Genomic DNA, 26,757 nt, shown 5'->3' on the forward strand with positions numbered 1-26,757 from the left:
TCGAAATATCCTGTCGAAAGTGAGATGGGAAGAACACGAGTAGTATTAATTTCAAGAATATTCCAAAGACATATTTGAGAACTACCGAAGTGTCCGCTATGAATCGCGCTGTACCACTGGTATGTCTCATGCTTTTGCTCGCTGGCTGTGTGGGACAAGACCCGCTCTCGTCTGAACCGTCTCCTTCGGCAACGCAGGCTGACCCCGTCACGACAACGGCCGCCACTGCACAAACATCGACACCGACATCCGAGGTGACGACAGCGCCCCCGCCACAGAACCCATTTCGGAGTGACCCGATTCGTGTGGGGTACGTCGTCGCTGACGGTGCCAAAAACCGCTCGTACGAACAGACGGTCAAAGGCGCACTCACCTTCTGGAACAATCGGTCAGACGGCTCCTACGATGCGAACTACACGTTCGTGAGCGACCCGTCCGAGGCACAGATTCTGATTCGATTCGTCGACGAAATCACCTACTGCGACGGGTACGACAATTCGACGGTCGGCTGTGCACCTATCCTCGAAAAACACGAGACGGCTGCGCCATCGGAGACGGTCAGAATTGAGGACGACTACGCACTCACGAGTACCCGAGATATCATCGTTCACGAATTGGGGCATACCCGCGGTCTCGTCCACGAGGACGGCGCTGCGCTCCCGATAATGAACGAGACGATAGACGCGCTTCTCATCCCAGAACAGAACCTCGAAAACCGGTCGTACGGCTGGAATACGACCGAGTTCCGGGTTTACTTCGACACGGCGGGAACCGTCTCCAGCGTCGAGGAAGACGACTACCGACAGGAGGTTCGGGAAGGCTGGGAGTACTGGGTCAGCGAAACGGACCACCTGGAGAAGGATATCTCGTACCGGTTTGTCGATAGTCCAGAAGCGGCGAACGTCGTCGTCAAAATCCGCGACCACGAAGGCGTTCGCTGGGAGTACTGGGCGCTCAACACCGACAGTGATGACAACCTCGAGCAGTACGAAAATGCGACCCTCTACGTCGGAGAGCGCAACCCAGACTACATTGACTACAACACTGCCCACGCACTAGGATACCTCCTGTTGAACGCGGAGAACGAATCACAACTCCCCGAGCCATTCGATGGGGACGACGAGTTCGGTGACGTAGAGCGGTGGACTGACTGACCCACCATTTCCGTCGTTTTGACCACCTTTCCCGTCTAAAGACAGGGGTATGCGCTCGTAACTTTATCACCTGGACACGTGTACTAGTACCATGCCAAAGACTGGCTTAGGCACGCCAATCGACGATATAGCATACCTCGCACGATCCGAACACCGGGGTCCGACGCTTATCGCGCTCACGGTTCGTCCCCGGAGCCGGTCCGAACTCTGGGAGATGACCGGCGTCTCGGAGTCCACAATCAGACGAACGCTTAACGAGTTCGAGGAACGCGATTGGGTTCAAAGAGATGGCTATCAATATAGGGCGACACAGCTGGGTGCCTTTATCGCTTCAGCGATGGCGGAGTTGATTGATCGGGTCGAGACCGAACAGAAGCTTCGTAATGTCTGGCGATTGCTCCCGGACGAAGAAACCGGATTCACCATCGAGATGTGTTCGGATGCAACCGTCACAGTGGCTGACCCAGAAGACCCAACCCGTCCGATTGCCCGCTTCTGTTCGCTAATCAGGGAGACAGAACAGTTGCGGTTTACCGGCCTCGACGTGGCCATGCTCGATTCATGTAAGCATGAACTCTGCGAGCGAATCGTCGATGGCATGGAAACAGAGCTCATTAACCCGCCGAGAGTAGCCAATTACATTCGCACGAACTGCCCAGGCCTGTTCTCGGAGGCACTCAACAGCGGCAATCTCGATCTCCGTTTGCACGATGATTTACCGCCGTTTGGGGTCGTTGTCTTCGACGACCGAATCGCCATAATCGGATACGACCCCGAGGGCGTTACGGTTCGGGTCCTGGTCGATACTGAGGACGCGGACGCACGCGATTGGGCAGAATCAATGTTTACTTCCCATCGACGAAAAACGCCTATTCTTCCAATCGGAAAGGAACTTTGAGGCGGTACTCGAACGCCTCAACTGTCGCTGTGTTCCAGCCAACTCGTTTGCAGTGACCACATAATTTCCCATCACCTGCACAATTTTCAATGACTGCAAACCCCCGCAGACACCACGAGCGGTGGTACCAACTGCAAAATCACCACTAGTTAGCTATCTAACCTTGGGAAACAATAACACACAATGCCGCAAGGCAACTGAAACGCGATGGCTGAGGCATACAAACTCGACTGTGAATCGGTGGCGGGCGGTTGCCGATTCATTATCCAGTCGGAGGACGAAACTGAAGCGGTCGAACTGGCCAAGAACCACATGCGGGAGAGTCACGGACGAGACTACGCAGACGACGAACTCCGGGAGGAACACCTCCAGGTGGTCTAACCATGGCATCCGAACAACAGGTCATTCAAGGAGTCGATACCGAGAAACTCGCCGCATTCGCGGAACACGCTGCCGAGAATCCCGAGGCCGTCCAGCTCGGGCTGAGCGCTCGGTCGACCTACGAGGGGACGGCCGCTCACAGTCTGGCGGCGGTCGACTCGTACGTTCTCGGCGGCGAGACGATCGCGCGCGATACCCGCGAGTACACGATCCCATACGGGGGGTGGAAAGAAGTGTTAGAGGCTGGCGGCTGGGTCGGCCCGACCGATCGGCTCGAACCGGTCGAGGCCGCGCTCTCCGCACTCGCCTCGTGTATCAACGTCGGTATCACCATCAACGCCGTCGCAAACGGTGTCGACATCGATCACCTCGAGACGCGCGTTCGCACCGACTTCGACCCCGCCGTGCTCTTCAGTCTGGAGGACCTCGGGAATGCCGACACGGTGTTCGAGAACCTGACCGCCGAAATCGAGATCGAGAGCCCGGACCTCGACAAAGACGAGGTCGACGAGTGGGCTCGGCGGGCACCAGTCTACACGCTCGTTTCGCTCGAACAGGACGTCAACCTCACAGTGAATACGTCCGCTGAGGTGAGGGCCGACGACTAGGAGGACAGACAGATGGCAAACTCACTCGACGTCGATAAACTGGAACGGGTAGTTAAATCGGTCTACCAGGATGTCGCGGAGAATCCGGACGAAGAGTATCACTTCAAGATGGGTCGTGAGCTGGCGGAACACCTCGGCTACCCGCCGGAACATCTCGATCAAATCCCCGCGGAGGCGATAGAATCGTTCGCTGGCGTCGGGTACTATTTCGACCTCGCTGGGATCGAGGAGGGAAACGATGTACTCGACCTCGGCAGTGGAGCGGGTACGGACGTGTTCATCGCAGCACTTCATGTCGGGGATACTGGAAGCGTGACCGGGGTGGACATGACGGATCAACAACTCGAAAAGGCCAGCACGTTGCGGGACGACGCGGGGCTGGAGAACGTCTCGTTCAAGCAGGGGTATATCGAAGACATTCCCTTCGAGGACGAGACCTTCGACGTCGTCGTCTCGAACGGAGTCATCAACCTCTCACCGGACAAGGCGCAGGTGTTCGAGGAAGCCCACCGGGTGCTCGTCCCCGGCGGTCGGCTTGCAATCTCCGATATCACCAGCGAAGAGGTGATGCCGGAGAGCATCAAGAACGACGAGGATCTCTGGGCGGCCTGTATCGGTGGTGCCGAGCAGATTGACCGGTACACAACGTCCATCGAAGCAGCTGGCTTCTCGGTGACGGACGTCCGAGAAAACACGCAGTACGAATTCATCTCGGACCGGGCGTCGAACGCGTGCGAGAAGTACGGCGTTAAGAGCGTCACAATTGGGGCCACCAAGTGATCACCAAGCGTGGTTGGTTGAGTGAGTTGTCGGCTCCGCCCCTCCCACTCGGTCCTTGAATTGTCTCCACACTCGTACCGTCAACCCTTACCAGCGATTGGTGTTCAGTGTCCTCGTCGTCGACGGCGTGGTCCAGCCACTCGCTCAGGTTCGCGGCGTTATTCACAGCGGAGGAGTCAATAAGAATACATATTTGTATCTAATCGTATGGGTACCACCGTGCGGACCACGTACACGAGTCAACGCACCGGTCGGCGTCTTAGCCTGACTCGACTACATCGACGATGTTCAATTCCTCGTCCATCGTCAACCGCAGTTCGTCACCCTCGCACTCGACAGTGACGTGCACCCGAGGTGGGTCCTCGTCGACGAGTTCATCGGAGAATTGTGGCGGCGGGTCGACGTGCAACGAGAGGCGAGTCTTGATACCCTCGGGGTCGTACGCGAGCGGAATATCGCGTTCGTGGAGGAAGGCGACCACTGCTGGATGAAAGAGTGTCAACCATCGTGGCGACATCTGGCCATGCTGTTTACAGACAGCGCACTGAAAGCGAGCTTTGACACGGCTCCGCCGGTGGCAGGTCGGACAGACCCCATCAGCGGTGTGTGCCTCACAGACGTGCAGCCAACCGTTTATCGGGCCGGAGCACGCGTCACACACTCCTTCAATCGCGGTGAGTAGTCTCCAGTCATCCTGAATCTGGGCCGCATCGAGTACTTCCTCGGGATTCCGGTTTGTAACGCCAGCCGGGTCGAACTTCACCCCTCTGAGCATCCCGTCCGGAAACGAACTCTCCGGGCCGCCAAAGAACCCATCACACTCGGTACAGATCTGAAACAGCTCTTCGTCGTGGTAGATAACTTCCGTTGGCGCACCACACAGCCGACAGTTTTCGTCAACCTCGGTGGCTTCGAACGATGGGTCTTCGATACCTGCGCCCGCGATGACCGTCCGAACGAGCTGGTGGCCGGCCCGTCGGAGTTCGTAGCCATCCTCGGTTTTTCGGACCAAGTGACCGACGAGTTGCTTGAGATGGTAGTTGAATTGCGACCCATCGCGTAACCCCGCGCGCTTGCGTAATTCCGCGAACGACATGGCGTTCTCCTCGCTCCAGGGTTCGAATGCGTCCCACAGGATGAGCAGTATCGCCAACCGGGTTTCGTGACCCAACGTGGCGAACGCCTCGGTCGCCCGTGGACCGACAGTGTCCGAAACCCCTTCGAGTGGTGACCCTGTCATGTCTACATTTACCATGTTACATGACAACATGTATTGTTCGTTTTCTTTGCGCTCAAGCAGCGGTACGGTGACACGCTTCGAGCTCGGACATGGTTTGGACAATTCCGTGAACTCGTTCTGAAAGCGGCTGTGAGAAATATCGAGCTTGCTTCCTAACGTCGGTCAGGACGGAGAGGCCAGAAGATATATGCAGTCCGTTCAGTTTGCCATCATTACGTATGCCTACGCGAAGAGAGCTCTTGTTTTCAGTTGGAGGAGGACTCGTCGGCGGTGCTGGTGTTTATACAGGAATGTCCGTGCTTTCGACTGGGTACGCCTCTATCGAGTGGGCAAATGAGCGAGACGAAGAAGTATGGGTGGAGACAACGGTCATTTCTACTGATGGTTTCTTTTCCTCTGTCGAAGTTGCATACAAAAGTCGGTATCGGATTTTCCCGACACAACATTCCCGCAGTGGTGATACGAATGTTGTTGAAACAGGGACCTACGACGTTGAAGTGGAGATTGAATCTAAAGATGGGTCACAGAGTGCGGGTCCATTTATGACGACATGGACTCCAGCCGATTGTTATCATCAACGACTGAGTATCCGAGTATTGGAAGATATGTCTGTCGAGTTCCTTCAAAAGGAGTGCTAACTCGGAAATCGAGCTGAATGGCTGATTCGTAGTCTTAACGAACGGAGCAAACTGTTGCTCTGCGTCTAAACAAGGCCGAAAGTATATAATCCGGATCACTCTTGTGGCGTAGATTGTTGGTCAGTTCTCAGCAGTAGCTGGAGTCGAAGCAGACAGGGTGGCGCGAACGCGTCTCACCTACACCTCGAAGGCCCGGTTGAGGTCGACGAACGATACGTGAAAGCGGGACTCAAAGGTCGCGAGCGCGACTGCTTCGTGCGGGCCGCTCCATCTGCCTCCGATGTCAGGAGGTTGAATTCGACGGTCGCAAGGATATACACGGGGTCGGACGCGGAGAGGGTCGCCCAGTCGAGCACCGCTAACCCTCCATCTCGGACCCCAATCTGCCCCGCGGCGGAGAGCGTGCCCAGCTCATGTAATGAATATTCTGTCTCTGTTGAAACACATATAATTTGATAGGAATTGCGTGCTGAATATAGAGGGTGTGTCTGTCGTGCTACTAACCGGGAGTCCCACCTGGTCTACTGTGTCAGGAACTCCACATCGAAGTCAGGCCCTAAACTGATTATGAGGGACTCACCCTTCTCGCCCGTAGGATTCCACTGAGTGGTGTGAGGACCGCTCTGTTGATCCGTCTCGGTTGATTCGAACGTGACCTTTACCTCGTATTTCCCGGGAGGAACGACATCGGTGAGTGTCGAGCGATAGGAGGTCGTCGGTGGTTGTCTCGTTCTCGTCTGATAGACGGTTTCCGGTTCCGAGAACAATCCTCCTTCACTCTGGATAGATATATCCTTCCACACTTCCTGCCCGGTCTGATTAGCAATCTGAATGTTGCCACTCTCGGAACGAGAGATCGAACACCCGGAGAGAGGAACAATCCCGGCAGCGGCGATGATAACGGAACGTCGGTTCATTGCATATCGCTAACCAGTCGGGGAATAAATGAGTATCCGTAGTGACGCACTCGCGCGCTCTATTCAGCACGGCCTCAACAAACTATCAGCAACTGAGTATTTCAACAGAGCCAATATGCTCTATCAGTTACTCCCGCCGCGCGAGGAGCAGTGTCGCCACGAGGAGTGCGATGACCGCACCCACGGCTTCGAATCCCGGAACTGACCCGATGGTTGGCTTTTTGCTCACGGCGTAGATTCGGTTGTCGGTGAACGCCTCGGACCCGCTTTCGTGCCATTCCGCGGTGTTTCCATCGACGGTATCAGCGTTCGAATTGGTGATTTCGCCGGGCATCGTCAGGTAGTAATCGACGGTGAACCCGCCGGACAGGGAGTCGGAGAAGTCGTCGCTGTCGTCTATCGAAGCGGCAGTCTCGTTGACGAACGTCGTATCCTCGTAGGTTAGCTTCCCGTCTGCTGTCGTGACGTTGATACTGCTGTTTCCGTCGGGAACGAAATCCTCGCGGGTCATCGTCAGCGTGACCTGGTCGCCGTTGAACTCCTCTGTGACCTCGATGTCTTCGCGTTCGCTCTCGTTGAAATCGGCGAGCATCGACTCTTTGACGCTGTCGTAGCCCTCCGCTTCGGCCGACTCTTCGAGATACCCGTACGTCGTGCGGGACATGTTGATTTGGTAGGTCAACTCGGCAACCTCGCCGGTTGCTTTGACTTCGGAGTGGACGGTGACCTGCGCACACCCGGCGAGAACCAAGAGGAGGGCGAGTCCCGCGAGTGCCGCAGTCTTCCTGTGTGAACGTTCCATAACGGACGATATTCGTCTGCAAAATTATAAACAGCCATCCAATTCTTCGTTGGCGATACCGGGACAGGCCGGTTGAATATCACCGAGTCCGGATGGTCGCGTACTCTTATATCGCTTGCCGGAGACACACCCAAACGCAGCCATGAAGAAGGTCCTCGCAAGCATCGGAATTGGCAACGCAACTGTAGACACCGTTCTCCCCTCCGAGACGGTCCGTCCGGGAGAGACCATCGACGCGGAGGTCCACATCACGGGCGGGAAGGTCGAACAGGATATCGGCGCGATTCGGTTCGAAATCGAAACCCGATACCGGACCGAAGACGGCTATCAGGAGACCGACATCGGTCGGTTCACCCTCGCGGAGGGACTAACTATCGAACCCGGACAAGAAGAGACGCGACCAGTCACCATCGACATCCCGTACAGCACGCCGATTACACGCGGGCAAATCGATGTCTGGATTGAAACGGAACTCGACATCGACCTGGCGGTCGACCCCGAAGACAAAGACTACCTCGACGTGCGACCGACCCCGCGACTCCAGGCCGTCTTCGACGCGATGGACGACCTCGGGTTCTCGCTGCGGAGCGCCGAGTGCGAGGCCGACCCGTACGGCCGGTACACGACCGACCAGCGATTCATCCAGGAGTTCGAGTTCAAACCAAGCTCCGGCCCCTTCCGGGGCGCACTCGACGAAATAGAACTCGTTGCCCGACCCGGCCCGGACGAACTCACGCTCTTCGTCGAAGTCGACCGCCGCGGCGGACTGCTGAGCGAACTCGCGGACGTAGACGAGCGAAAGGTACAGACGACGATTCAGTCGGCCGACCCATCGACAGTACGCGACACGCTGGAGCGTCTCATCGAGAAGCACGCCTGACGGCGCGTCCTTGACGACACTGATTGTTATTTGAACCAGTCGAACAGCGACCAGCCACCGTCGTCCTCGTCGTCCACTTCGGCTTCTAACACACGCCGCCGCTCCCGTTCTTCGTCCAACTCCTCTCGCAACCGTTCGTTCTCTTCGAGAAGTGTGTCGACGCGGTCCTGTAACTCCGTGAGTCGGTCGGTACGTCCACCCGAGTGGTCGGCCTGCCCACCATCGTCTTTCGACCCCGGGCGCGTCGAGTTACCGGCACGGCGGTCACGGTCGGTGTCGCCACCATCACCCGTGTCGTCGCTGTCGTGTCCCGAAGCCGTCCGCCTCACCGCACTGGAGAACCCCGACGGGTCGTAGAATTCGCTCGCCTGCTCGATAGCCTCCGCAATCGTCTGCTCGCCGTAAGGAACGCCGTCCGCGACGTACGCCCCGTCCCACTTGTTTCGGTAGAGTCCAGAGTCGCGGAACAGGCGGTCCATCTGCTGTGGGTCGCCGCCGGTCCAGAACGCGAGTATCGAACACAGCGCCCTGTCGGCGTCGTCGTGGCTGTCGTACGGCGTTGTGTCGCCCTCCCAGAGTCGTCGAAACTGCAGGCCATTCGGCCCGTTCGACGCCCGCGTGACCACCTGGTCGTCGGTGAGGTCGTTTCCTGGTGTCTCGACGGCCGCCAGCGACGCCGAATGCTTGGGAGGCTCCGCCTCGGGTGGCTGTTCCGACACCGACTCACCCGGTTGCACGTAGGCTCGATAGATGGCCGTGAGTTCGGCCGTCCGGTCGGCAACCTCGCCCGGTGTTCCATCGACTCGGTCGCCAGTGACGGGCAGAAAACGCGCGCGTTCGTACAGTTCTAACCCGCCGGTTCGGTCGCCATCCGGGGGGAGCGACCCGCGGACGATGACACGATAGCCCGTCCCCGACGGGTCGACTTCGGTGTACGAGTCGAGTCGGTCGACGATGACCTGCGCCCAGTCTTCCGTCGTACCCGTTTCGGCGTCGCGGCACGCGTCGAGCGCGACGCCGACGTAAGGGTCGTCGTCGGTGAAGACGAAGCCCACCCCGTCGGCTTCACCCTCCTCGACAGCGGCGACGGCCTCGTCGAACGTCGTCCACGTCGAGGCGTCGGTCGCCGATGCGTAGCCGCCGGTCACGTCCAACGGTAGTTTCGTCTCGTTGCCTCCGGTCGTCTGTGTACGCCACCCGACCCACTGCGGTCTGTCGAGAAGTGCATCCGGCAGGGCTGCTCGTGTTGGGAGTGGCGGCGTCATCGCTACTGCGTGGTCTCTCGGGGGGTTAGTAAGGTGTTTCGTGCCGATGCAGATTTGCCGTCTCTCACCCGAGTGACAGCCTCGTTCGGGAGGCGAACGTCACCCTCGTTCCGCGAGCGAGACCCCTACCGAAGCTTCCAGAATCCCTTGTCGGCGTCCGCCATCAAATCGAAATCGAGCGTCCAGTAAAGCGGCGACCGACCCTCCGGAATCCTGTACGCGAGTGCGCCGCCAGCAGTCTCTCCAACGTCGATGTAGTCGTCGCCGTAGGGCTGTTCGAGCTGCGACGTTGCGACGATGTCGTGCGTGTAACTGAATCCCGCCCCGTCTTTCAGCCACATCTGAAGCAGCGACGAGAGTTGCTGTTGTTCGTCGGTGTCGTTCTCCACCGAAATATCGATGATTGCGTACTCCTTTCCGTCACCGGCTTTCGCAGCGCCACCAATCGACGCGGTTGTTTCCAGCGAATTGACGGTGACGCTCACCCCGCCGAATTCGACTGCCTCTCCGGGTGAGGCGACATCGACCTGGAGGTCCTGTGTGACGTTCGCGGGTGCGTCCGGAGCGGACCCGAGAGGCATCACGACTCGGTCGTACGAGAGGGGGTCAGACGCCTGGAAGTCAATGCGGAGTTTCAGGTCGGACGCGTCGGTCGGAATCTCGTAGGCCAAATCCCCTCGTGAGACTTCCCCGGGTGCGAGTTGTCCGGCGGTGAACTGCGTCCCGGTCTGGTCGAACGACTGTGACTGCTGGTAGGCCTGCCGGTCGGCGTCTAGGACCCTCGTCTGACTGACGCCGGAGAAGGCGAAATACTCGTCTGCGGAGGTGTTTTTCACCGCGAGGCGAACCACCAGAAAGACGTGGCCGTCTTTCGCTCGTTGAAGTTCTCCTATCTGAGTGACGCGCTCGATGGAGCGAACGACCAGTGCGAGCGACCCGTCGGCGAACACCTCTCCGACAGTCGCTTCGGCAACATCCAGTTCGTACTCGCTGTCCCCACCGGAGTCGTCGGTTTCGACTGGCGTGCTGTCCGGTGTTTCAGACGCCGCCGTGGTTCGCGAGACTGGCGCGTCCGTCACGGTTCGAGGTATCTCGCCGCCTCCCGTACACCCGGACAGTCCCACGGTCGTACCCACCAATGCGAGGTATGTTCGCCGGTTCATGAGAGTTGTCCAAACGGTTCAATAATAGCTTTTTTGACAGATTTGGGAAGTGCTAGCGAAGCGCGCACACGTGCTGGAGGGGGTTACTCGACATCAACACTGACCGAACTACTCGTCGTCGGTGGTCCGACACGTCGGCACCTGAACGGTAACGACTGAGCCTCGCGTCTGTCGGTTCTCGAACCTCACGGACCCTTCGGCGATGTCGACGCCCCACTTGACGAGCCACAGGCCGAGTCCGCTCCCGTGTTCGAGCGGGGACTCTTCACCGCGGGACAGCACGCGGCGTTCGTACGTGCCAATACCATCACCGTTGTCGACGACGCAGAGTTCGACCACCCCGTCGGCGGCGCGGGCGGACACCTCGACCCACGGGTCGTCGCTCGAATTGTGTTCGATACCGTTCTCGATGAGGTTCGTCACCACCGGCTTGAGGACGGGCGAGACGCCGACATTGGTCGGTGTTTCGCCGAGAAGGATGCGCGCATCTGGATGTGTTTGGGTCGCCGAATCGACACACGAGTGGAGGAGTGTTTCAACGTCGCGGGGTTCGACGCTGGCCCAGTCCTCGTCGAAGAGGTCGACCACCGTGCGGCCCTTGTCGCCGACGTCGATGATTCGCTGGGTCCGCTCTTTGATGAGGCGACTCTCCCGTGCATCGTCGCCGTCGGCAAGGAGGTCGGCGTAGCCCGCGATGAGGTTCGCCTCCGTCCGAAGGTTGTGTCGGAGGACGCGGTTCAGTACCTTGAGTCGCTGGCGCTCGCGCAGGATAGAACTCACGTCGTGAAACGAGATGACACGACCGATTGGACGGTCGTGAACGTCGTCGATACGCGCGACAGACACGTCGTATTGGTCGATGCCGCGGTCCGACTCGATAGAAAGCGGCGCAGACAACGCGCCGTGCTCGGGAAAGTCGTCGTAGGACGGGATGATGCTCGCCGCCGGTGTTCCGAGGGCGTCCACGGGTGAGACACCGAGGACGCCGGTCGCCGGTTCGTTCATGTCGACGATGGTGTCGTGGCGGTCGACGACCACCGCGCCGTCGTGCATCTTGGTGAAGACGAGTCGGCGTGCGCGATGTGTCGGCGATGGACTCGTTCCAAACAGCTTGAACCGGGTGACTGCGGCGAGATAGGCGACGCCCGAGACGGAGAAGGCGACTGGCGTCGGGTCGAGACTGGAGGCGTCGAAGATGCCGAGCAAGAAGAACACGTTGCTCATCCACGGTGTGAGTGTTCCGATGAGGAGGGCGAAGCTCTGTCCGCGAAACGGGCGTGCGTCGCTCGACAGGAGGGCGAGAATCGGAATGCCACCGAACAGGCCGAGTAAGTAGGTGTAGCCGGTGATGACCCAGAACCACGGGCCGACCGTCCGGTCGATTCGGAGCGAACCGTTCTGTACCAGCAGTCTGGATCCACGGTAGAGGAGGTCGTGAAATTCGCCAGTGAATGCGAGGACGATAGTGAGGGCGGGAATGAGAGACACGGCCACGAGCGACCGGGGCTTCAGATACTCGTCGCGTCCGGTGTACTCCAGCGCGAACGCGAGCCACGCGACGGGGATAACGACGACGCCGACCCACGAGATATCGACCCAGAAAATCTTTGCTTGGAGGCTCATCGCCCGCACTTGGAGGATAAGGCAGATAGACCACCAACTCTGCCCGGCGAGCATGACGAAAAGCGGCAGTGACCCCGGCTCCGGCCGGGCGCGCCAGGCCGTGAGCGTCGCCGCTACTCCGATGACGATAGTGGCAAACAGCGCCACAGTGAGCGGAGTAATAGGGACCATGTATGGGTGGTACATGGTAATTAGGGGATAATAAACACTGTCAGAGTGCGAAAAGTTGTTTGATTGCTACTGGTGGGCGACTCGGTCAGAGGACGAATGGAAGGAGCGCGAGGGCAGCGACGACGTACTCGGACTCCGCGGCCACCGTGAGGAGGTCTTCTCTCGTCGTTCGGCCGACCAGTGAGGTGACGGTGAGAGAGAAGGCGAGACCGACTAAGAGCGCACCCGCGACAACCGGGTCGAGCAGTCCAGTGAGGGCGGCAGCAACGAGGATGGACGCGGTCAGCGCGTCGATGCCGTACAAGACGTATCGCGTCCGGTGAACGCCGAGCACCACGGGGAGCGTTTTGACGCCGATGGCGCTGTCACCCGCGGCGTCGCGGACGTTGGGAATCTCGACGTTGACGAAGATACCGAGGAAGTAGTAGATGAACAGGATGGCGGCCGCGGGCGTGAACGTGGCGTCCGCGAACGCAAGGGGAAGGGCCGTTAGCGTCAGTGCCCACGCGAGGGAGACGACGACCGTGTTCACGAGAAGTACGTCCTTCAGACGACGGAAGTGCGAGGTGAGAGACGGGAGCCAATCCGACGCATAGAGAACCCAAAAGAGGCCCGGCAGGAGCGTAATCGCCAACGCGAGTGGACCACCAAGCGCGGCAAGCGCGATTGCAAGCCCGTACGACAGCGAGACCGCGTGTTGTAAGAGACGCTCGTACCGCTTGATGAACGCCGTTCGTTCGGGGTTCGTCGCCGCGTCGGTGTCGGCGTCGGCGATGCGGTCGCCGACATAGACGGCGAAAGTAACGAGTCCCACGACGGCAGGTGCGACGAGTGTATCCAGCGACAGCGCAGTCGTGACGAGCAGTACCTGTACGACCGCGATGACCGCGAGGTACGCAGAACTGTATCTAAACGCTGCAATCGTGCCCGCAACCGGGTCTGTAAACCAGTCTGTCGCCTCCGCATGTGGGGTTGCCCGATTCGATACGCCGCCCGAGATTTCGTTTGCTTCTCCTGACATACACTTATCGAGACGAGGGGAGGGTACTCCGTCGTGACACCCGCCGCCAGTGATACATCTTTGGCCGTGACATTCAAGTATTTCGACATGGGTTGAAGTCACCTATTTATGCCGTTTATAAGTGGTATATATCAGCTGGAACACTCACGGGAAGAAGCACCCACAGAAGTGACGACTGTCTCACTCGTCGAAAACCACTGCCCGCTCGTCGAGGATACCTATCACACGTGCCGAAGACCACTCTCTCACTTGCTGAAGACCACTCTCTCACTTGCTGAAGACCACTCTCTCACTTGCTGAAGACCACTCACTCACTCGCTGAAGACCACTCTCTCGCTCAACAGTCGCATGCGTGGAGAAAGAGAGTGCAGATGACCGGGCACCCATCTGCACTCCACGGACACTGGGGAAACGAACCCCAAATACGCAACCCAAGTGCAGGTAACTACCTGCGAGGTGACCAACGTTCTCCGGTATTAAAACGTTTTTCAATTGTCATTTGGGGTGTGACGGCCAATCTCACGGAGTTAGATGAAAGGGAGATACCTAAATCTATCGGCGGTGTACACCACTGGTATCTAACTGGAAGTCCACGAACGCGGAAGGAGATACGGTGCAAACGGAAAGTTAGCGGCGGTCGTCGCGCACTGCGCCGCCGAGGGCGTCTCTCTCGGATTGCTGGCCGTCACCGTCGTCCTCGTCGACGAGTGCCGATTCGAGTCCCCACTCCGCGGCACGGGCCTGCGCTTCCGCCCGCGCCTCAGATTGAATCTGTTCGATAGCTTCGGCGTCAGAGAGGAACGCTTCGAGTGCGCTCTGGTCGCGGGCGTCGCCGCGCCTCGACTCGGGGGCGGTGTCGAGCGTTCTATCTGCCAATCGCTCATCGCCAGCGAGGACGCGAGCGGGTTCGCCCGGCGGAACCTGAAACTCCGTCGTTTTGTGTGCGTCGGCGAGCGCGTCGGCGTCGACTGAGTGAACGGCGACCCGGTGGGGACCGGTGACGGCGAACCCGTCGAGCCCGTCGCGTCCACCCCTGTCGCGCTCGGTGTCGTATGCGAGGACGGGCACCCCGTCTTCGAACGTCACGACGCCGCGGGTCGATTCACCCAGAAGAAGCGCGTCCTGTGGCTCGAACACGACGTATCCTGTCAGCCCCTCGTCGAGCACTTCGGCGAGAACCTCTCCGGGGTCGTCGACGACCCGCGACCGAAGCAGTGCGCCGCGCGGAATTCTCATACGCGCTCGGGGACGACGGCGCTTCGGAATCGCTCGGCGACATCGTGTTCGTCGCCATCGCGAACGTCGAGCCGTGCTGCCGCCTGTCTGAAGGCGTCCGCCGCCGGGTCGTCGGGGGCGTGCGCCAAGAGCGGTTCACCCGCACGCCGAGCGGCGCGGACGGCATCACTCTCGGGGACCGACGCGAGCATCTGGCCGCCGAAGTAGCGGCCTGCCTGCTCGGCGATTTGGTCGACGTCTTCGTCCGGACGCACGCGGTTGAACACGACACCCGCCGTCTCCGTCCCGTAGGAGTGGGCGTACTCCTGTACCTTCAGCCCGTCAGAAAGTGATGGAACTGTCGGCTGGAGGACGACGACGATGCGGTCGGCGAGAACGATTGGGAGGACGGCGCTTTTCGACCCGAGTGCGGCGGGTGAATCGAGGAGGAGCACGTCGGTGTCGGCGGCGAGTTCGGCGACGACATCGCGGAGTCGCTCCGGGTCCGCCGCCTCGAACGCCGCGAGACTCGTTCCACAGGGAACGACCGACATACCGAATCGGTCGTAGACGGCATCGTCGACTGCCGCGTCCCGGTCGTCGATGAGCAGGTCGTGAAGCGTTACGGCCGCATCATCCAATCCGGCGTGGAACAGCAGGTTCGCCATCCCCGTGTCGGCGTCGATGACCGTCACGTCGTACTCCTCGGCGAGAGCCATCCCGAGGGCGAGCGTACTCGTCGTCTTGCCCGTCCCGCCTTTCCCGCTGGCGACGGCGAACGCCTCTACCATGCTCTCTGGTGGCCGGTGTCGGGTGTTAAGTGTTCGGAAGGGTTCCGTCTCTGAATCGCGTTCATTTCCCGCCAGTACAGAGCGCGGGTTCAGATTGCCTCTGCGAGCGCGTCGAGGAGTCTGTCGTTTTCACACGGCCGACGGACGCTGATTCGGACGTGCGAGTCGAGCGACCGGTAGTATCTGGCGTCGCGGACCGCAAGGTCACGCTTTCGCGTCTCGTGGAGCACGGTGTCAACGTCGGGTGCTTCGAATAGTACGAGCGAACTATCGGAGGGATACGGGTCGTACCCGAGGCGACGAAGTTCGTCGACGACGCGGGGCCGTTCAGTTTCGATTCGGTCCCGCGTCTCCGCTACGAACGCCGTCTGCTGCAGGCAAAACGTCGCGACATCGACGGCGGGCGCAGACAGCACCCAGGTGCAGCGCGCACGGTCGAGTTTGTTCCGAAGCTCCCCTGTCGCGGCGGCGAAACCCGCTCGAAGCGACGGGACGCCGAAGACGTTTGTGACCGAGCGAAGGGTGATGACACCGTCGAGACCGGCCGTACTCGGGAGCCGAGTGAAGCCGAGATACGACTCGTCGACGAGGAGGGGCGTGTTGGCCCGGCGGCACGCCTCGGCGAACTCGCGAAGTTCGTTCGATGGATACGCCTCCCCAGTCGGGTTGTTTGGATAGCTAAGGATGACGGCGGCGTGTTCGTCGGGGTCGACGATATCCAGCATCTCGTCGTACGGAACGTGGCGCGGTTCACCGCCCTGTAACCTGACCTCGCGAGCGTATTCGCCGCAACAGGGTTCGGGAATCGCGACCGATTCGCCGGGTGAGACGGTCACGCCGATTGCGAGTCGAAGCCCTTCGAGGACGCCCGCTGCCGGGACGACGTGTGCCGGGTCGCACCCCACGAAGTCGGCGGCAGCGACGCGGAACTCTGAGTAATCGTCCAACGCGTAGCGTCGAGACGTAGAAAGAGCCGACTCGTACACACTTGTGAGGCCGGAGGGCCGCTCGGGATTCGACCCGAGGCTGAAATCGACGAGTGAATAGTCGGCAGTCCCGCCATGCGTCACGGGGTCGACGTTAGAAACGGAACTGGAGTCCATAGCCACATGCTAGACATGAACCACCTTCAAAGCTTCCTAATCGATTGCCGTAAAATACCGACGATTGGTCGATAAATTCTCCCTTTTAACCCATTTTAATAGATTTTTGAGACGGTCGCTCGTTCGTCGGCGGTGACACCGTACTGTGCTGACTCGACCGACGTGGGTATCTCCCTGTCGTCGTACCGAGAGTCGAGGCTGGCGAGAACCGCGTCGCGAACGCAGATTCTGGTGGCATGACCAACTTCGGTCGCACTTCCCGTGAACGACTCCAGTTCCCCCGCCGGGTCGCACGCAGCGACCACGGCGTCGGTGGTCGTCCCGGGAGAGCCACAGCGCGCGAGAAGCGTCGCCGCCTTCGCCTCCGCCGCCACCGCAACGAGGTTCGGAAGCGCACCGGGGGCGAGCGACCGCGTCGTCCCGACGACGACGTTCACCGTCCCGACGTGGGAGTCGCCGGACTGCGACGACTCGCTTTTTCTGGGCTGACCGTCATCCCCCACGCTATCGTGATGGCACACACTGTCGCGGAGACCCTCGACCGGAAGCGCTGCCGGGTTCGACACGCCCGCGGTTGCGACGACTTCGACCGGCCCGAATCGTGCCCGGCGAGCGTGTCGCTGGTCGACTCCCGTCAAGAGTGTCGGTCCCGGACCCGAAAACCCGGCGTCGGCGAGTCTGCCTTCGATGTACGTGTCGAGGTCAGTCTCCGGCCACCCCTCGGGAACCGTGACGTTGTAGGCGACATCCCCACGGGACTCACCGCCGTCGTAGCCCGTCGAGAGCCACCGCGTCTCGGGGCGGAAGATTCGGCAGACTCCGTCGCGACAGGTCAGGTCAAACATCGGCGAGTGCTCGGAGCAACTGGTCGTTCTCGTCGGGGCGCTTCACGGCGACGCGGACGTGCGAGTCGAGCGTCGGGAACGTCGTTGCATCGCGGATTGCGACGCCTCTCTCGCGCGCCGTCTCGACCACGGCATCCACGTTTCGGTCGCCAACGTCGAGGAGGAGAAACGGCGCGTCCGATGGATACACCTCGAAGTCGTCCGACAGCGACTCGCGGAGTCGCTCGCGCTCGCTCGCGACGCGCTCGCGGGTTCGGGCGACGAATGCCTCGTCGCGCATGCAGTGTGCACCCACCGCAGCGGCGGGCGTCGAAAGCGACCACGAACGCCGGGCGACAGCGAGGCGGTCACGGAGCGTTCCGACCGCGATGGCGAACCCGGCACGGATGCCCGGCAGACCGAACATCTTGGTCAGCGAACGTGCGACCACGACGCCCGGGTCGCCAGCGATGCTTGGCGTGTCGGTGAAGTCGAGAAACGCCTCGTCGACGATGAGGACGGTTCCAGCCTCGCGGCAGCGGTCGGCAAACGCCCGCAGGTCGTCCGGCGGTGCGACCTCTCCGGTCGGGTTGTTCGGCGTGCAGACGACCGCAACCTCGTGAGGTTTGGGGTCCGCATCGAGAATCTCGTCGTGGGCGACCGAAACCGGGTCAGCACCCTGCAAACGGATTTCTCTGTCGTACTCGCCGAAACTCGGTTGGGGAACGAGCGCCGAGTCGCCCGGTCCGAGCGTGACTTCGAACGCGAGTCGAAGGGCTTCGAGACCGCCTGCGGTCGGAATCACGTCGTCCGGCGAGCAGTGGGTATCGTGACCAGCGCGCCCCGACTCACCGCGCTGGTCGCGGGAGACGTACGCCGCGGCGGCCTCCCGGAAGTCGCGGTAGTCGTCGTCAGGGTAGCGCGTCGCGCTGTCGAACGCGGCTACGTACACGTCTCGAACGCCGTCGGGTCGCTCCGGGTTCGTGTTCGCGCTGAAGTCGAGGACCGACGTGTCCGTGGTCCCGCCGTGTGGGACGCGAGTCGCCCGCGAGACAGCCTCAGGGTCCATCGGCGACCTCAGACACCGTCTTCGACGGCGTCGGTGTCGACAGCCTCGGGGTCGAGTCGCGAGAGCACGTCCAGCGTCGCGGCCTCGACATCTCCGAGGACACCCATTCGGTCGGCGAGCATGAGCGCACCGCCCATACACGCGCCCTCTTTGGCCTCACCGGCGGCATACCGGTCGAGCGGGTGCGTCTCGAATTCGGGGTCGGTGACGACGAGGTCGAGGTCGAAGGCGTCGGCCGCTTCTTCGAGGTGCGAGACATCGTCGGCGAGATAGCTGGTCGTCGCCAGCGACAGGTCGCCGACGGCACCGGCATGACGGGCGAGCGCCGCCGCCGTGAGCAGTTGCGTGCCACCGCCGAGCGTCACGTCGATGCCCGATTCGAGCGCGCCGACGGTCAAGCCAGCGACGACAGGCAACACGGGGTCACCGAGGTATCGAGCAGCGCGTTCGGGGTTGTGTGCCGCGTCGCCCGGCGAGAGGCCACTGGCGTCGAAGGCGTCGGCGACGACTTCTTCTTTGAGTTCCGTCGGGTTCTCCGGCAGCGACGACGAGACGCCGAAGTCTTCGCCCAGTGCGCGGAGGACGGCCATCGCCGTCGTCGTTCCGCCGGGGACCGTCTCGCCGATGACGAGTTCGTCTTCCGGCAGCGTGGTGGCGAGTTGTCGCGCAGCCTCGAACGCACCCGGCGCGGTCGGAACAGGGTGTTCCTCGCGGATGTCGCGGCCGGGGGATGCGCCCACGTCGATGGTCGGCGCACCGGTCGGCTCCGAGAGTCCAGCGTCGACGACGAGGGCGTCGAATCCGGTGAGTTCGCGGACGGCGCGCGTGATGGCCGCGGGCGTCGGACAGCCCGTCGGACTGACAGGCGTCACCGGCGACCGGACGGTCTGGCCGAACTCGATGATTTCGGCATCCGCGCTCGGCGTGTGACCGACCAGCGAGGGGTCGGCACCGGCGGCGCTGATACCGGGAATCTTCGCGGTCTGGGTCGTCCCGGCGACGAGGATTACTCGCATCGGTCCTCCGCGAGTTCGATGTCTGTCTGACGGTTCACGTTGAGTGCGAGTTTCGCGTCTGAAGTGAGGTACACGGTTGAATCGAATGTTGCTGTGTTCGTCGCGTCGGTACTGTCTGTGTTCGTCGCGTCGGTACTGTCTGTGTTCGTCGCGTCGGTACTGTCTGTGTTCGTCGCGTCGGTACTTGGTTCGGAGTCTGTGCGTCCTTCTGCTTCGGCACCGGTGCCCCCTTCCGCCTCAGCACCGACGACACCCAATCCGGTCGGACAGACCTCGGTGCCGCGATATTCGAAGACGACCGAGTCGTCGATGCTCGCCCCGAGCGACCGCTTCAGCGAGACTGGGACGCACGCCGTGCGCGTTGCACCGGCGGCGTTTTCGATGAGGTCGTTCACGTGCGCCGGTTCCAAGAGTGGGAGGTCGGAGACGACGGTCACGACGGGGCGGCCGACCTGTTCGAGCGCAAATCCGAGGTCGGAGACGTACCCTTCTCCGGGTGCGTCGATGACGGCCATGTCTCGTGTACTTGCGTGGGCACGTGTGTCGGGCGTATGCGGCGACACCACGGCGTGAATCTGGTCGACTCGCGACTGCCGGAGTGCATCGACAACCCGGTCGAACATCGGACGGCCACACACCTCGACGAGCGGTTTCTCGACCGGCGCGTCGAGGCGGGTTCCGAGTCCGCCGCACATCACAAGAGCGTCCACGTCACCACCCCCACGTGAATCGCGGCCGCCCGCGCGAGTTCGTTCGTCGCGCCGATGAGGTCGCCCGAGACACCGCCGATGTGTGTTCGCCCCCACGACCGAACGACGAGGGCGACGACTGGTCCGCAGACGAGCGTGACAATCACAGCAATCTCGCCTGTCAGCGGAGCGAGCGCGACTGCCGGGAGACACGCGACAGCGACGGCGATGAGCCCGGACGGGCTGTTTTCGCCGACGAGTGCGGACCCGAGGCCCTCGTGTGCAGGGTCGCCGAGACAGACGAGCGTCGCCATCCCGGCTTTCGCGCCGACTTCGGCAGCGACTGCAATTGCGACGCCCGCGGTGAGCGCCACGCGTCCGGCGGCCCCGGCGAGGCCGAGCGCCCCGAGCGCGAGCACGACAAGCGTCAATCCGAGCGCGAGAAGGCCCCCGACACCCGTTTGCGAGTCTTTCAGGACCGACAGCCGACGCTCGTCGTCGCCGTGGACGACCGCGGCGTCTCCCAAGTCGGCGAGGCCGTCGGCGTGGGTGACGCCGGTCACGAAGTACAGCGTTACGAGGTATAGTGCCGCGGCAGTCGAAACCGGGAGCGGGGCGAGAAGTGGCAGTGCGGCGAGTCCACCGACGACGTAGCCGACCAGTGGAAACGTGACCGGCATGCGCCTGAAGGCGTCCCACTCTTTTCCGCCGCCACCGACCGGAAGCCGCGTCAGGAATCCCAAGCCGCCGCGGAGGGCGCTTAGAACCACGTAAACACCTCCACAGGCACGAGCGCGACCAGCGCGGGCGAGAGCGTCGAACCACTCTCTGGCGAGAACCACGCGACCGCACCTGCAAGTGCGAATGCACTCAGGCCCGCGCGGGAGACGAGTCGAACGCCCCGCGCGGCCGTCTCGGTATCTGGAAAGTCAGTCCCCGCGTCGAGGAGGTAGTGGTCGGGTTTCTCCAGTCGCGTCCCGAGGAGCGCTGCGAGCGTGGCCATCGGCCACCCGGAGTTGGGCGAGGCCGGTCTGCGAGCAAGTGACCGCACGCGACCGAGGACGCCGGGTGACCCGGCGACGACGGCGAGTAAGACAGCCGAAACGCGGGCCGGAAGCCACATCGTCGCGTCGTCGAGTTTGGCCGGGACGCGGCCGACCGGCTTGTGGTGGTAGCCGAGCATCGAATCGAGCGTGTTTACGCCCTTTACCCACGCTGCCGCGCCGGTGGCGAGGGGGAGTGAAAACGGGACGACGAGTGCGAACGCGAGAAGCGGCGCGACCAGACCGTCGGCGAGGTTCTCTGCCGCGCTCTCGACGGCAGCACTTCGAATCTCGCCTGCTGACAACGTCACCGGGTCGCGTCCAGCGAGGGCGCGGAGTTCTCGGCGGGCCGTGTCCATGTCTGACGCCGTCGCCGAGACAACCGTCTCCGTCGCGTCGAGGAGCATCTGAAGGCTCGTCGTCGAAAAGAGCGCGAGCGCGGCGACGCCCGCGCCGACCCACGGTGAGACAGTCGATGCACTCCATGTCGCGGCCGCGACGATGCCCGCGGCGAACGCCGGAAGCCCGAGCGCGGCGAGAGCGCCGACGGCTGTCGGATGCGACCACTCGCGGTCGAAGGGGGCGACCAACCGCCCGAACAGAGCGACCGGGTGGACGCTGGCCGGTGGTTCGGCGAACACTCGGTCGAGGACGGCGGCGGCGACGACGGCGACGACGGCAGTCACGGACACGGGTCGTCACCTCGCCGTAAACGGGCCGCGAGCGTCTTCAGCGTCGTCTCGCGCAGATTGACGAATTGCCCGCCGACGGCTTCGATGCCGCCGTCTGTCTCCGGGTCGTCGCCAACGTGGACCACGTCCGACGAGTCGACGCCAAGCCCGCGGGCGGACGCCTCGAATGCCTGCGCGTGGGGCTTGCGCCATCCGCAGGCCACGCTCGTCGTGATGTCGTCGAAACCGCGCCGGTCGAGGTCCGACCGAATGAGCGTCCGAGAAACGAGTTCCGGAACCGAGCAGTTCGACAGGAGTCCGACGGGGCCGCGCTCGCGGGCCGCCTCGACTGCCTCGACCGCACCGGGTCGCGTCGTCACCTCGGGGTCGAACGCGTTGACGACCGCTCTCCGGGCGGCGTTGTCCGGAGACGAAGCCCCACGCGAGCGAAGTGCCGCGGCGACGTGCGCCGGAAGTGGAACTTCCGCACCCTCGGGAGCGTCGATGTGGACCTCGCAGTAGGCGTCGTCCCAGTCGTCTGGGACCGAGACGCCAGCGTCACGGAGCGCCCCGGCGACGGCCGCACTGGGGTCGTCGGGGTACTCGACATCGACGAGCGTTCCAAAGAGGTCGAACGTGACTGCCACTAGAGTTTCATTGGTGAAAGTCTACTTGAATATAGCGAAGCGGGTGGGTACGGTGTGCGGCCGGTGGTGGACCGCTTCACCGGCCCGTAGAGATGGTGTTCGACTCGATATCACGGGGGAAGTACGTCAGTGTCTCGGTGCCTGAGTCGGTGATAGCGACAGTATCCGAGTGGCGATAGCCCGTCGTCTCGGTGTAGAAACCCGGTTCGATGGTGTAGACCTGCCCGGTGGCGATTTCGGCGTCGGACTCGGTGAAGTCGGTGTCGGAGTCGCTGCAGTGGTCGGTCCATCCGCGGTCGATATACGGCGGTTCGTGCGCGCCGAGGCCGATGTTGTGGCCGACGTGGTGCCGCGCGAGGTCGGTGACGCCCTGCTCTTCGAAATACTCCCAGACGACGTGGTCCACATAGTCGACGGGGACGCCCGGCCCGAGGGCGTCGATGGCGATGTCCTGCGCCTCCAGCATGAGTTCGAAGTAGTGTTCGTCCTCGTCGGACGGGTCGCCGAGGAACATCGTTCGCTCCAGTTCGGAGTAGTAGCCGTCGACGATGGCCGTCGCGCCGGTGATGATGGCATCACCCTCCGAGAGGCGCTCGTTCGGCGTGTGTCCGTGCGGAAGGGCGGTTTCGGACCCGGAGATGTAGCCCGCGTGAACCGGGCCACCGCCGCGAGTGCGAGGGACGTACTGGTCGCCGAGGGTGTCGAGCATGGCTCGCGACGCCTCCATCGACGCCCGCTGTGAGACCGTCGCCGGGTGCGCGCCAACCTCGGTGAAGTCGGCGAGGTATCGGTGGCCCAGATTGGCCCACCGGGCGGACTCCCGAATACAGGCGATTTCGGCGTCGGTCTTCTCCCAGCGCATCCGCGGAACCCACCGCTGGGTTTCGACTTCGACGAACTCTGAGAGCGCCGGTCCCTGATAGCCCATCACACCCGGTGCGCCGTCGGCGTCGGTTGCGACTCGCTCGACGCCGAGTTTGGCCAGCGTCTCGGAGAGCGTTCCCATCGGGTTCCCACCGGGGTAATCGAAGTACGAGCGCATGTGGTCGATTTGTGGCACCTCGCTCGCCCGTTCGAGTTCGAGTCGCGGGCCGACGAGTTCGACCCGGTCGTCAGTGACGACGAGCGCCACAGGGCGCTCGGTCTGAATATGATTGAATCCGGAGAGGTACTCGATGCTCGTCGCGCTGAACCAGACACCGGCATCTGCATCGGTGTCGGCGAAGTTGCCGCGAACGGCGTCGAGTCGAGTGGCAAATTCACTCGACGGGAGACTGGGAGACATATTCGGAGAACGTGGATGCGTATTGATAAATAGGCTGATGAATCGTGATGGATTCGTGGCACGAGGGAGTCGTGGACTACCAGTAGTTGTTGTTTCGCGTAGGCGCGCTCCCCGCGCGTGGCGCTCATCAAAGAAACAAGCGACCACTCATACGGTTCGAGGGACGGGTCGCGTTCGATGCGAGTTGTGGCGGTCGTACCCTATCTACCCCGATTTGAACTCACTCGCAACGCTTCGCGTTGCTCGCTGCTCAAATCGGGTCGAGAAGTCCTTCACATTCAACACCGTTCGCTCCGCTCACGGGTGTTGAAGTTCAGTCCGCTCTCCCCGATTTGAACTCTGTCAGACGACGCGTTCACTTCGTTCACGCGCTGCGACTGACTTGCTCAAACGGCTCGACCGGATTTGCAAGCAAATCCGCTCTCCCCGATTTGAACGGGGGACAAGCCGATCTACAGTCGGCTGCTCTGCCAGGCTGAGCTAAGAGCGGTCACTGCGTTCTATCCGGTCGACGGTTTTAACCATTACCATTCGGCGTGCAGAAGACGACTGACGTACGTCAGACGCGAGCGAACATTGATAAGGTATCGAGATAATCTGCGACTAGATGACAAAAATCACGTTCCGCGCCGACGACGCCCTCGTCGAGCGGTTGGAGGAACTCGACACGTCCAAGAGCGAGGTGATGCGCGAGGCCCTCCGCCAGTATCTCGACCAGATGGAGCGTGACCACGTCGAGGAAAACGAGTCTGACACGAGCCCGACGGATTTCGACGACGTGCTGACCTCACGAGTGGACGAACTCGTCGAAAAGCGACTGGAAGAACGGCTCCCGACCTATCTCGACGAGTATCACTCACACAGCGACCGTCGTACCCCGTCTGAATTTCACGTCAACATTAACGTCGACGGAGCGGACGGCGATTCCGCCGTAAACACCGAGTATGGCCCCAAATTAGCGTCGAACACGGGTCGTAAGACATCGGGTGAGAGAGACGAGACAGAACCCGAAGACCTCGAGTGCGGACAGTGCGGTGAATCGTTAGACGACGAGCACGTGTACTGTCCGAACTGTGGCGAGAAAGCAACCCAACGAGTATTTTGTGAGTGCAGTGCCGAACTTCGCTCCGATTGGGCGTTCTGCCCGGATTGCGGTCGACGGACCCCTGCAGCAAACGTTCTCGAAGGGCCATAATCACCGATTAAAACGGTCTATACACGATATTCAACATCTGTCTTACAACCGCCGTTACATTTATATCCCATCGCTTTGTGGTGATTATCGCGTAAGACGGTTGTCTTACACCCGGTCGACGGCGGGGCCTAACCGGCCGCTGTCCGTCGATTTTGGGGCGTATGACACATGCACTCACGTGCTGCGCGCCGTCTTACCGGGGGAATGTAAACATGGAGCGTGTGACACTACGAATTCCGAAGCAGCAGATCGAGGAGGTCGAACGAATGGTCGAGACGGGTGAATTCCCGAACCGGTCTGAAGCCATTCGATCCGCCGTCCGCGATATGCTCAATGAACAGACAGCCGACAGCCGACAGCGCGAATCTACCAGCAAGCGCGGCTGGGCGAAGGTGTAACGATGCAGGATATTGTTCGTGAGGCGATGGAGCGCGACGAAGCCGAACGCCAAGCACAAACCTCGTCCGACGACGGCGAGCAGTTCGGTGATCCGCGTATCGTCATTGTCGGCTGTGGTGGTGCCGGTAACAACACTATCAACCGCCTCTACAACATTGGCGTCGAAGGTGCGGACACGGTGGCTATCAACACCGACAAGCAGCACCTGAAGATGATCGAAGCCGACACGAAGATACTCGTCGGAAAGTCCCTGACGCAGGGTCTCGGCGCTGGTGGCGACCCCTCGATGGGTGAGCGTGCCACCGAAATGGCGCAGGGAACCATCAAGGACGTCCTCGGCGACGCCGACCTCGTGTTCGTCACCGCCGGTATGGGTGGCGGAACCGGTACTGGTGCGGCACCGGTCGTCGCCAAAATCGCCAAAGAGCAAGGTGCAATCGTGGTCGGCATGGTCTCGACGCCGTTCAACGTCGAGCGTGCCCGAACGGTCAAAGCCGAGGAAGGCCTGGAGAAGCTTCGCAACGAAGCCGACTCCATCATCGTCCTCGACAACAACCGTCTCCTCGATTACGTCCCGAACCTGCCCATCGGCAAGGCGTTCTCGGTCATGGACCAGATTATCGCCGAAACCGTCAAGGGTATCTCGGAGACCATCACACAGCCGTCGCTCATCAACCTCGACTACGCCGACATGTCTACCATCATGAACCAAGGCGGCGTCGCGGTGATGCTCGTCGGCGAGACACAGGACAAGAACAAGACCCAAGAAGTGGTCAACGACGCGATGAACCACCCGCTTTTGGACGTCGACTATCGGGGTGCATCCGGTGGACTCGTCCACATCACGGGCGGTCCCGACCTCACACTGAAGGAGGCCGAAGGCATCGCGAGCAACATCACCGAGCGACTCGAAGCCGCTGCGAACGTCATCTGGGGCGCTCGCATTCAGGACGAGTACAAAGGCAAAGTCCGCGTGATGGCTATCATGACCGGTGTTCAGTCGGCACAGGTCCTCGGCCCAACGACGCAAAAGCAGGCCGATAAGTCCCGCCAGAGCATCCAACTGCAAGGTCAAAATCAGAGCCAGAGCCAGCAGCGTTCGGAATTCGATAGTTCGCAACGTGTCGAGACGCCGCAGAGCGGTACGTGGTCCGATGGCGGCCGCGACGAAGTCGAGAAGAACAACGGTCTCGACGTTATCCGGTAACGCCCTGTCGGCCCCGCTTTCGTTACCGCTGCGACCGTCCGACGCGTCGTAGAATAGCTCTT

General features: G+C 61.5%; 27 protein-coding genes, 1 tRNA gene and 1 pseudogene. 10 read left to right on the forward strand and 19 right to left on the reverse strand.

Annotated elements, in window-relative coordinates:
• Positions 1 to 98 precede the first annotated feature (98 nt).
• The 5 genes from ACH9L7_RS09995 (at position 99) to ACH9L7_RS10015 (ending at position 3,821) form a co-directional block, all read left to right on the forward strand.
• Positions 99 to 1,154 (forward strand): hypothetical protein, encoded by a 1,056-nt coding sequence (locus ACH9L7_RS09995; RefSeq protein WP_396610569.1) that lies wholly within the window; start codon positions 99 to 101, stop codon positions 1,152 to 1,154.
• A gap of 91 nt (positions 1,155 to 1,245) precedes the next feature.
• Positions 1,246 to 2,052: a helix-turn-helix transcriptional regulator gene (locus ACH9L7_RS10000; RefSeq protein ID WP_396610570.1), complete on the forward strand. Its 807-nt coding sequence runs from the start codon at positions 1,246 to 1,248 to the stop codon at positions 2,050 to 2,052.
• A gap of 207 nt (positions 2,053 to 2,259) precedes the next feature.
• Entirely contained in the window at positions 2,260 to 2,433 is a 174-nt protein-coding gene (locus tag ACH9L7_RS10005) for a DUF1059 domain-containing protein (RefSeq protein ID WP_396610571.1), read from the forward strand.
• A gap of 2 nt (positions 2,434 to 2,435) precedes the next feature.
• Positions 2,436 to 3,041, forward strand: a complete 606-nt coding sequence (locus tag ACH9L7_RS10010; protein ID WP_396610572.1) for an OsmC family protein — start codon at positions 2,436 to 2,438, stop codon at positions 3,039 to 3,041.
• Between the two features lie 12 nt (positions 3,042 to 3,053).
• The gene (locus ACH9L7_RS10015; RefSeq protein ID WP_396610573.1) at positions 3,054 to 3,821 is read left to right on the forward strand and encodes a methyltransferase domain-containing protein; all 768 of its coding nucleotides are present in this window, start codon (positions 3,054 to 3,056) and stop codon (positions 3,819 to 3,821) included.
• A 259-nt stretch (positions 3,822 to 4,080) separates the two neighbouring features.
• On the opposite strand, the gene ACH9L7_RS10020 is transcribed toward ACH9L7_RS10015, so the two are convergent.
• Positions 4,081 to 5,061: a winged helix-turn-helix domain-containing protein gene (locus tag ACH9L7_RS10020; RefSeq protein WP_396610574.1), complete on the reverse strand. Its 981-nt coding sequence runs from the start codon at positions 5,059 to 5,061 to the stop codon at positions 4,081 to 4,083.
• Between the two features lie 39 nt (positions 5,062 to 5,100).
• Here ACH9L7_RS10020 and ACH9L7_RS10025 point away from each other — a divergent pair.
• Positions 5,101 to 5,217: pseudogene (locus tag ACH9L7_RS10025) on the forward strand (IS5/IS1182 family transposase); the annotation flags it as partial.
• Positions 5,218 to 6,220: 1,003 nt separating this feature from the next.
• On the opposite strand, the gene ACH9L7_RS10030 reads toward ACH9L7_RS10025, so the two are convergent.
• On the reverse strand, positions 6,221 to 6,616 hold the full coding sequence (locus ACH9L7_RS10030) for a hypothetical protein (protein WP_396610575.1): 396 nt from the start codon (positions 6,614 to 6,616) through the stop codon (positions 6,221 to 6,223).
• A 127-nt stretch (positions 6,617 to 6,743) separates the two neighbouring features.
• Positions 6,744 to 7,418: a PGF-CTERM sorting domain-containing protein gene (locus ACH9L7_RS10035; protein WP_396610576.1), complete on the reverse strand. Its 675-nt coding sequence runs from the start codon at positions 7,416 to 7,418 to the stop codon at positions 6,744 to 6,746.
• A 142-nt stretch (positions 7,419 to 7,560) separates the two neighbouring features.
• On the opposite strand from ACH9L7_RS10035, the gene ACH9L7_RS10040 reads away from it, so the two are divergent.
• Entirely contained in the window at positions 7,561 to 8,298 is a 738-nt protein-coding gene (locus ACH9L7_RS10040; protein ID WP_396610577.1) for a sporulation protein, read from the forward strand.
• Positions 8,299 to 8,324: 26 nt separating this feature from the next.
• On the opposite strand, the gene ACH9L7_RS10045 is transcribed toward ACH9L7_RS10040, so the two are convergent.
• The 16 genes from ACH9L7_RS10045 to ACH9L7_RS10120 form a co-directional block, all read right to left on the reverse strand.
• On the reverse strand, positions 8,325 to 9,563 hold the full coding sequence (locus ACH9L7_RS10045; protein WP_396610578.1) for a hypothetical protein: 1,239 nt from the start codon (positions 9,561 to 9,563) through the stop codon (positions 8,325 to 8,327).
• 125 nt (positions 9,564 to 9,688) lie between these two features.
• Positions 9,689 to 10,726, reverse strand: coding sequence for a DUF4352 domain-containing protein (locus ACH9L7_RS10050; RefSeq protein WP_396610579.1), 1,038 nt, complete (start codon positions 10,724 to 10,726; stop codon positions 9,689 to 9,691).
• A gap of 108 nt (positions 10,727 to 10,834) precedes the next feature.
• Entirely contained in the window at positions 10,835 to 12,520 is a 1,686-nt protein-coding gene (locus tag ACH9L7_RS10055; protein ID WP_396610580.1) for a histidine kinase N-terminal 7TM domain-containing protein, read from the reverse strand.
• Positions 12,521 to 12,605: 85 nt separating this feature from the next.
• Positions 12,606 to 13,541, reverse strand: coding sequence for a UbiA family prenyltransferase (locus ACH9L7_RS10060; protein WP_396610581.1), 936 nt, complete (start codon positions 13,539 to 13,541; stop codon positions 12,606 to 12,608).
• A gap of 627 nt (positions 13,542 to 14,168) precedes the next feature.
• On the reverse strand, positions 14,169 to 14,777 hold the full coding sequence (locus tag ACH9L7_RS10065) for a hypothetical protein (RefSeq protein WP_396610582.1): 609 nt from the start codon (positions 14,775 to 14,777) through the stop codon (positions 14,169 to 14,171).
• Positions 14,774 to 15,547 (reverse strand): P-loop NTPase, encoded by a 774-nt coding sequence (locus ACH9L7_RS10070; RefSeq protein ID WP_396610583.1) that lies wholly within the window; start codon positions 15,545 to 15,547, stop codon positions 14,774 to 14,776. The genes ACH9L7_RS10065 and ACH9L7_RS10070 overlap by 4 nt, the downstream gene beginning before the upstream one ends.
• 89 nt (positions 15,548 to 15,636) lie before the next feature.
• Positions 15,637 to 16,650 (reverse strand): aminotransferase class I/II-fold pyridoxal phosphate-dependent enzyme, encoded by a 1,014-nt coding sequence (locus ACH9L7_RS10075; protein WP_396610584.1) that lies wholly within the window; start codon positions 16,648 to 16,650, stop codon positions 15,637 to 15,639.
• 95 nt (positions 16,651 to 16,745) lie between these two features.
• Positions 16,746 to 17,495, reverse strand: a complete 750-nt coding sequence (locus tag ACH9L7_RS10080) for an adenosylcobinamide amidohydrolase (protein ID WP_396610585.1) — start codon at positions 17,493 to 17,495, stop codon at positions 16,746 to 16,748.
• Positions 17,488 to 18,543 (reverse strand): threonine-phosphate decarboxylase, encoded by a 1,056-nt coding sequence (locus ACH9L7_RS10085; RefSeq protein ID WP_396610586.1) that lies wholly within the window; start codon positions 18,541 to 18,543, stop codon positions 17,488 to 17,490. Before ACH9L7_RS10085 ends, ACH9L7_RS10080 begins: the two co-directional genes overlap by 8 nt.
• A gap of 8 nt (positions 18,544 to 18,551) precedes the next feature.
• Positions 18,552 to 19,559: a nicotinate-nucleotide--dimethylbenzimidazole phosphoribosyltransferase gene (locus ACH9L7_RS10090; RefSeq protein WP_396610587.1), complete on the reverse strand. Its 1,008-nt coding sequence runs from the start codon at positions 19,557 to 19,559 to the stop codon at positions 18,552 to 18,554.
• On the reverse strand, positions 19,550 to 20,254 hold the full coding sequence (locus ACH9L7_RS10095) for an NTP transferase domain-containing protein (protein WP_396613259.1): 705 nt from the start codon (positions 20,252 to 20,254) through the stop codon (positions 19,550 to 19,552). Before ACH9L7_RS10095 ends, ACH9L7_RS10090 begins: the two co-directional genes overlap by 10 nt.
• Positions 20,254 to 21,018, reverse strand: a complete 765-nt coding sequence (gene cobS / locus ACH9L7_RS10100) for an adenosylcobinamide-GDP ribazoletransferase (RefSeq protein WP_396610588.1) — start codon at positions 21,016 to 21,018, stop codon at positions 20,254 to 20,256. Before cobS ends, ACH9L7_RS10095 begins: the two co-directional genes overlap by 1 nt.
• Positions 21,009 to 21,983: a CobD/CbiB family cobalamin biosynthesis protein gene (locus ACH9L7_RS10105; protein WP_396610589.1), complete on the reverse strand. Its 975-nt coding sequence runs from the start codon at positions 21,981 to 21,983 to the stop codon at positions 21,009 to 21,011. The genes cobS and ACH9L7_RS10105 overlap by 10 nt, the downstream gene beginning before the upstream one ends.
• The gene (locus tag ACH9L7_RS10110; protein ID WP_396610590.1) at positions 21,974 to 22,609 is read right to left on the reverse strand and encodes an HAD family hydrolase; all 636 of its coding nucleotides are present in this window, start codon (positions 22,607 to 22,609) and stop codon (positions 21,974 to 21,976) included. The genes ACH9L7_RS10105 and ACH9L7_RS10110 overlap by 10 nt, the downstream gene beginning before the upstream one ends.
• Before the next feature lie 76 nt (positions 22,610 to 22,685).
• Positions 22,686 to 23,894 carry a M24 family metallopeptidase gene (locus ACH9L7_RS10115; protein ID WP_396610591.1) on the reverse strand — a complete coding sequence of 403 codons (1,209 nt, stop codon included), beginning with the start codon at positions 23,892 to 23,894 and terminating at the stop codon, positions 22,686 to 22,688.
• Positions 23,895 to 24,310: 416 nt separating this feature from the next.
• A tRNA-Tyr gene (locus ACH9L7_RS10120) sits at positions 24,311 to 24,384 on the reverse strand.
• Positions 24,385 to 24,501: 117 nt separating this feature from the next.
• On the opposite strand from ACH9L7_RS10120, the gene ACH9L7_RS10125 reads away from it, so the two are divergent.
• The 3 genes from ACH9L7_RS10125 to ftsZ all read left to right on the forward strand — a co-directional run bounded on the left by ACH9L7_RS10125 (position 24,502) and on the right by ftsZ (position 26,695).
• A complete protein-coding gene (locus ACH9L7_RS10125) occupies positions 24,502 to 25,089 on the forward strand; it encodes a zinc ribbon domain-containing protein (RefSeq protein WP_396610592.1) in 588 nt (195 codons plus the stop codon).
• 212 nt (positions 25,090 to 25,301) lie between these two features.
• A complete protein-coding gene (locus tag ACH9L7_RS10130) occupies positions 25,302 to 25,487 on the forward strand; it encodes a ribbon-helix-helix domain-containing protein (protein WP_396610593.1) in 186 nt (61 codons plus the stop codon).
• A gap of 2 nt (positions 25,488 to 25,489) precedes the next feature.
• The gene (ftsZ, locus tag ACH9L7_RS10135) at positions 25,490 to 26,695 is read left to right on the forward strand and encodes a cell division protein FtsZ (protein WP_396610594.1); all 1,206 of its coding nucleotides are present in this window, start codon (positions 25,490 to 25,492) and stop codon (positions 26,693 to 26,695) included.
• The last annotated feature ends 62 nt before the right edge of the window (positions 26,696 to 26,757 follow it).

The sequence above is a fragment of the Haloferax sp. S1W genome, from assembly GCF_044593955.1.
Lineage (GTDB): Archaea > Halobacteriota > Halobacteria > Halobacteriales > Haloferacaceae > Haloferax.

What these genes read in the sequence shown, in the direction of transcription:
- ACH9L7_RS09995 (WP_396610569.1), top strand. Translation starts at nt 99, where the DNA reads ATGAATCGCGCTGTACCACTGGTATGTCTCATGCTTTTGCTCGCTGGC.
- ACH9L7_RS10000 (WP_396610570.1), top strand. Translation starts at nt 1,246, where the DNA reads ATGCCAAAGACTGGCTTAGGCACGCCAATCGACGATATAGCATACCTC.
- ACH9L7_RS10005 (WP_396610571.1), top strand. Translation starts at nt 2,260, where the DNA reads ATGGCTGAGGCATACAAACTCGACTGTGAATCGGTGGCGGGCGGTTGC.
- ACH9L7_RS10010 (WP_396610572.1), top strand. Translation starts at nt 2,436, where the DNA reads ATGGCATCCGAACAACAGGTCATTCAAGGAGTCGATACCGAGAAACTC.
- ACH9L7_RS10015 (WP_396610573.1), top strand. Translation starts at nt 3,054, where the DNA reads ATGGCAAACTCACTCGACGTCGATAAACTGGAACGGGTAGTTAAATCG.
- ACH9L7_RS10020 (WP_396610574.1), bottom strand. Translation starts at nt 5,061, where the DNA reads ATGACAGGGTCACCACTCGAAGGGGTTTCGGACACTGTCGGTCCACGG.
- ACH9L7_RS10030 (WP_396610575.1), bottom strand. Translation starts at nt 6,616, where the DNA reads ATGAACCGACGTTCCGTTATCATCGCCGCTGCCGGGATTGTTCCTCTC.
- ACH9L7_RS10035 (WP_396610576.1), bottom strand. Translation starts at nt 7,418, where the DNA reads ATGGAACGTTCACACAGGAAGACTGCGGCACTCGCGGGACTCGCCCTC.
- ACH9L7_RS10040 (WP_396610577.1), top strand. Translation starts at nt 7,561, where the DNA reads ATGAAGAAGGTCCTCGCAAGCATCGGAATTGGCAACGCAACTGTAGAC.
- ACH9L7_RS10045 (WP_396610578.1), bottom strand. Translation starts at nt 9,563, where the DNA reads ATGACGCCGCCACTCCCAACACGAGCAGCCCTGCCGGATGCACTTCTC.
- ACH9L7_RS10050 (WP_396610579.1), bottom strand. Translation starts at nt 10,726, where the DNA reads ATGAACCGGCGAACATACCTCGCATTGGTGGGTACGACCGTGGGACTG.
- ACH9L7_RS10055 (WP_396610580.1), bottom strand. Translation starts at nt 12,520, where the DNA reads ATGGTCCCTATTACTCCGCTCACTGTGGCGCTGTTTGCCACTATCGTC.
- ACH9L7_RS10060 (WP_396610581.1), bottom strand. Translation starts at nt 13,541, where the DNA reads ATGTCAGGAGAAGCAAACGAAATCTCGGGCGGCGTATCGAATCGGGCA.
- ACH9L7_RS10065 (WP_396610582.1), bottom strand. Translation starts at nt 14,777, where the DNA reads ATGAGAATTCCGCGCGGCGCACTGCTTCGGTCGCGGGTCGTCGACGAC.
- ACH9L7_RS10070 (WP_396610583.1), bottom strand. Translation starts at nt 15,547, where the DNA reads ATGGTAGAGGCGTTCGCCGTCGCCAGCGGGAAAGGCGGGACGGGCAAG.
- ACH9L7_RS10075 (WP_396610584.1), bottom strand. Translation starts at nt 16,650, where the DNA reads ATGGACTCCAGTTCCGTTTCTAACGTCGACCCCGTGACGCATGGCGGG.
- ACH9L7_RS10080 (WP_396610585.1), bottom strand. Translation starts at nt 17,495, where the DNA reads ATGTTTGACCTGACCTGTCGCGACGGAGTCTGCCGAATCTTCCGCCCC.
- ACH9L7_RS10085 (WP_396610586.1), bottom strand. Translation starts at nt 18,543, where the DNA reads ATGGACCCTGAGGCTGTCTCGCGGGCGACTCGCGTCCCACACGGCGGG.
- ACH9L7_RS10090 (WP_396610587.1), bottom strand. Translation starts at nt 19,559, where the DNA reads ATGCGAGTAATCCTCGTCGCCGGGACGACCCAGACCGCGAAGATTCCC.
- ACH9L7_RS10095 (WP_396613259.1), bottom strand. Translation starts at nt 20,254, where the DNA reads ATGTGCGGCGGACTCGGAACCCGCCTCGACGCGCCGGTCGAGAAACCG.
- ACH9L7_RS10115 (WP_396610591.1), bottom strand. Translation starts at nt 23,894, where the DNA reads ATGTCTCCCAGTCTCCCGTCGAGTGAATTTGCCACTCGACTCGACGCC.
- ACH9L7_RS10125 (WP_396610592.1), top strand. Translation starts at nt 24,502, where the DNA reads ATGACAAAAATCACGTTCCGCGCCGACGACGCCCTCGTCGAGCGGTTG.
- ACH9L7_RS10130 (WP_396610593.1), top strand. Translation starts at nt 25,302, where the DNA reads ATGGAGCGTGTGACACTACGAATTCCGAAGCAGCAGATCGAGGAGGTC.
- ftsZ (WP_396610594.1), top strand. Translation starts at nt 25,490, where the DNA reads ATGCAGGATATTGTTCGTGAGGCGATGGAGCGCGACGAAGCCGAACGC.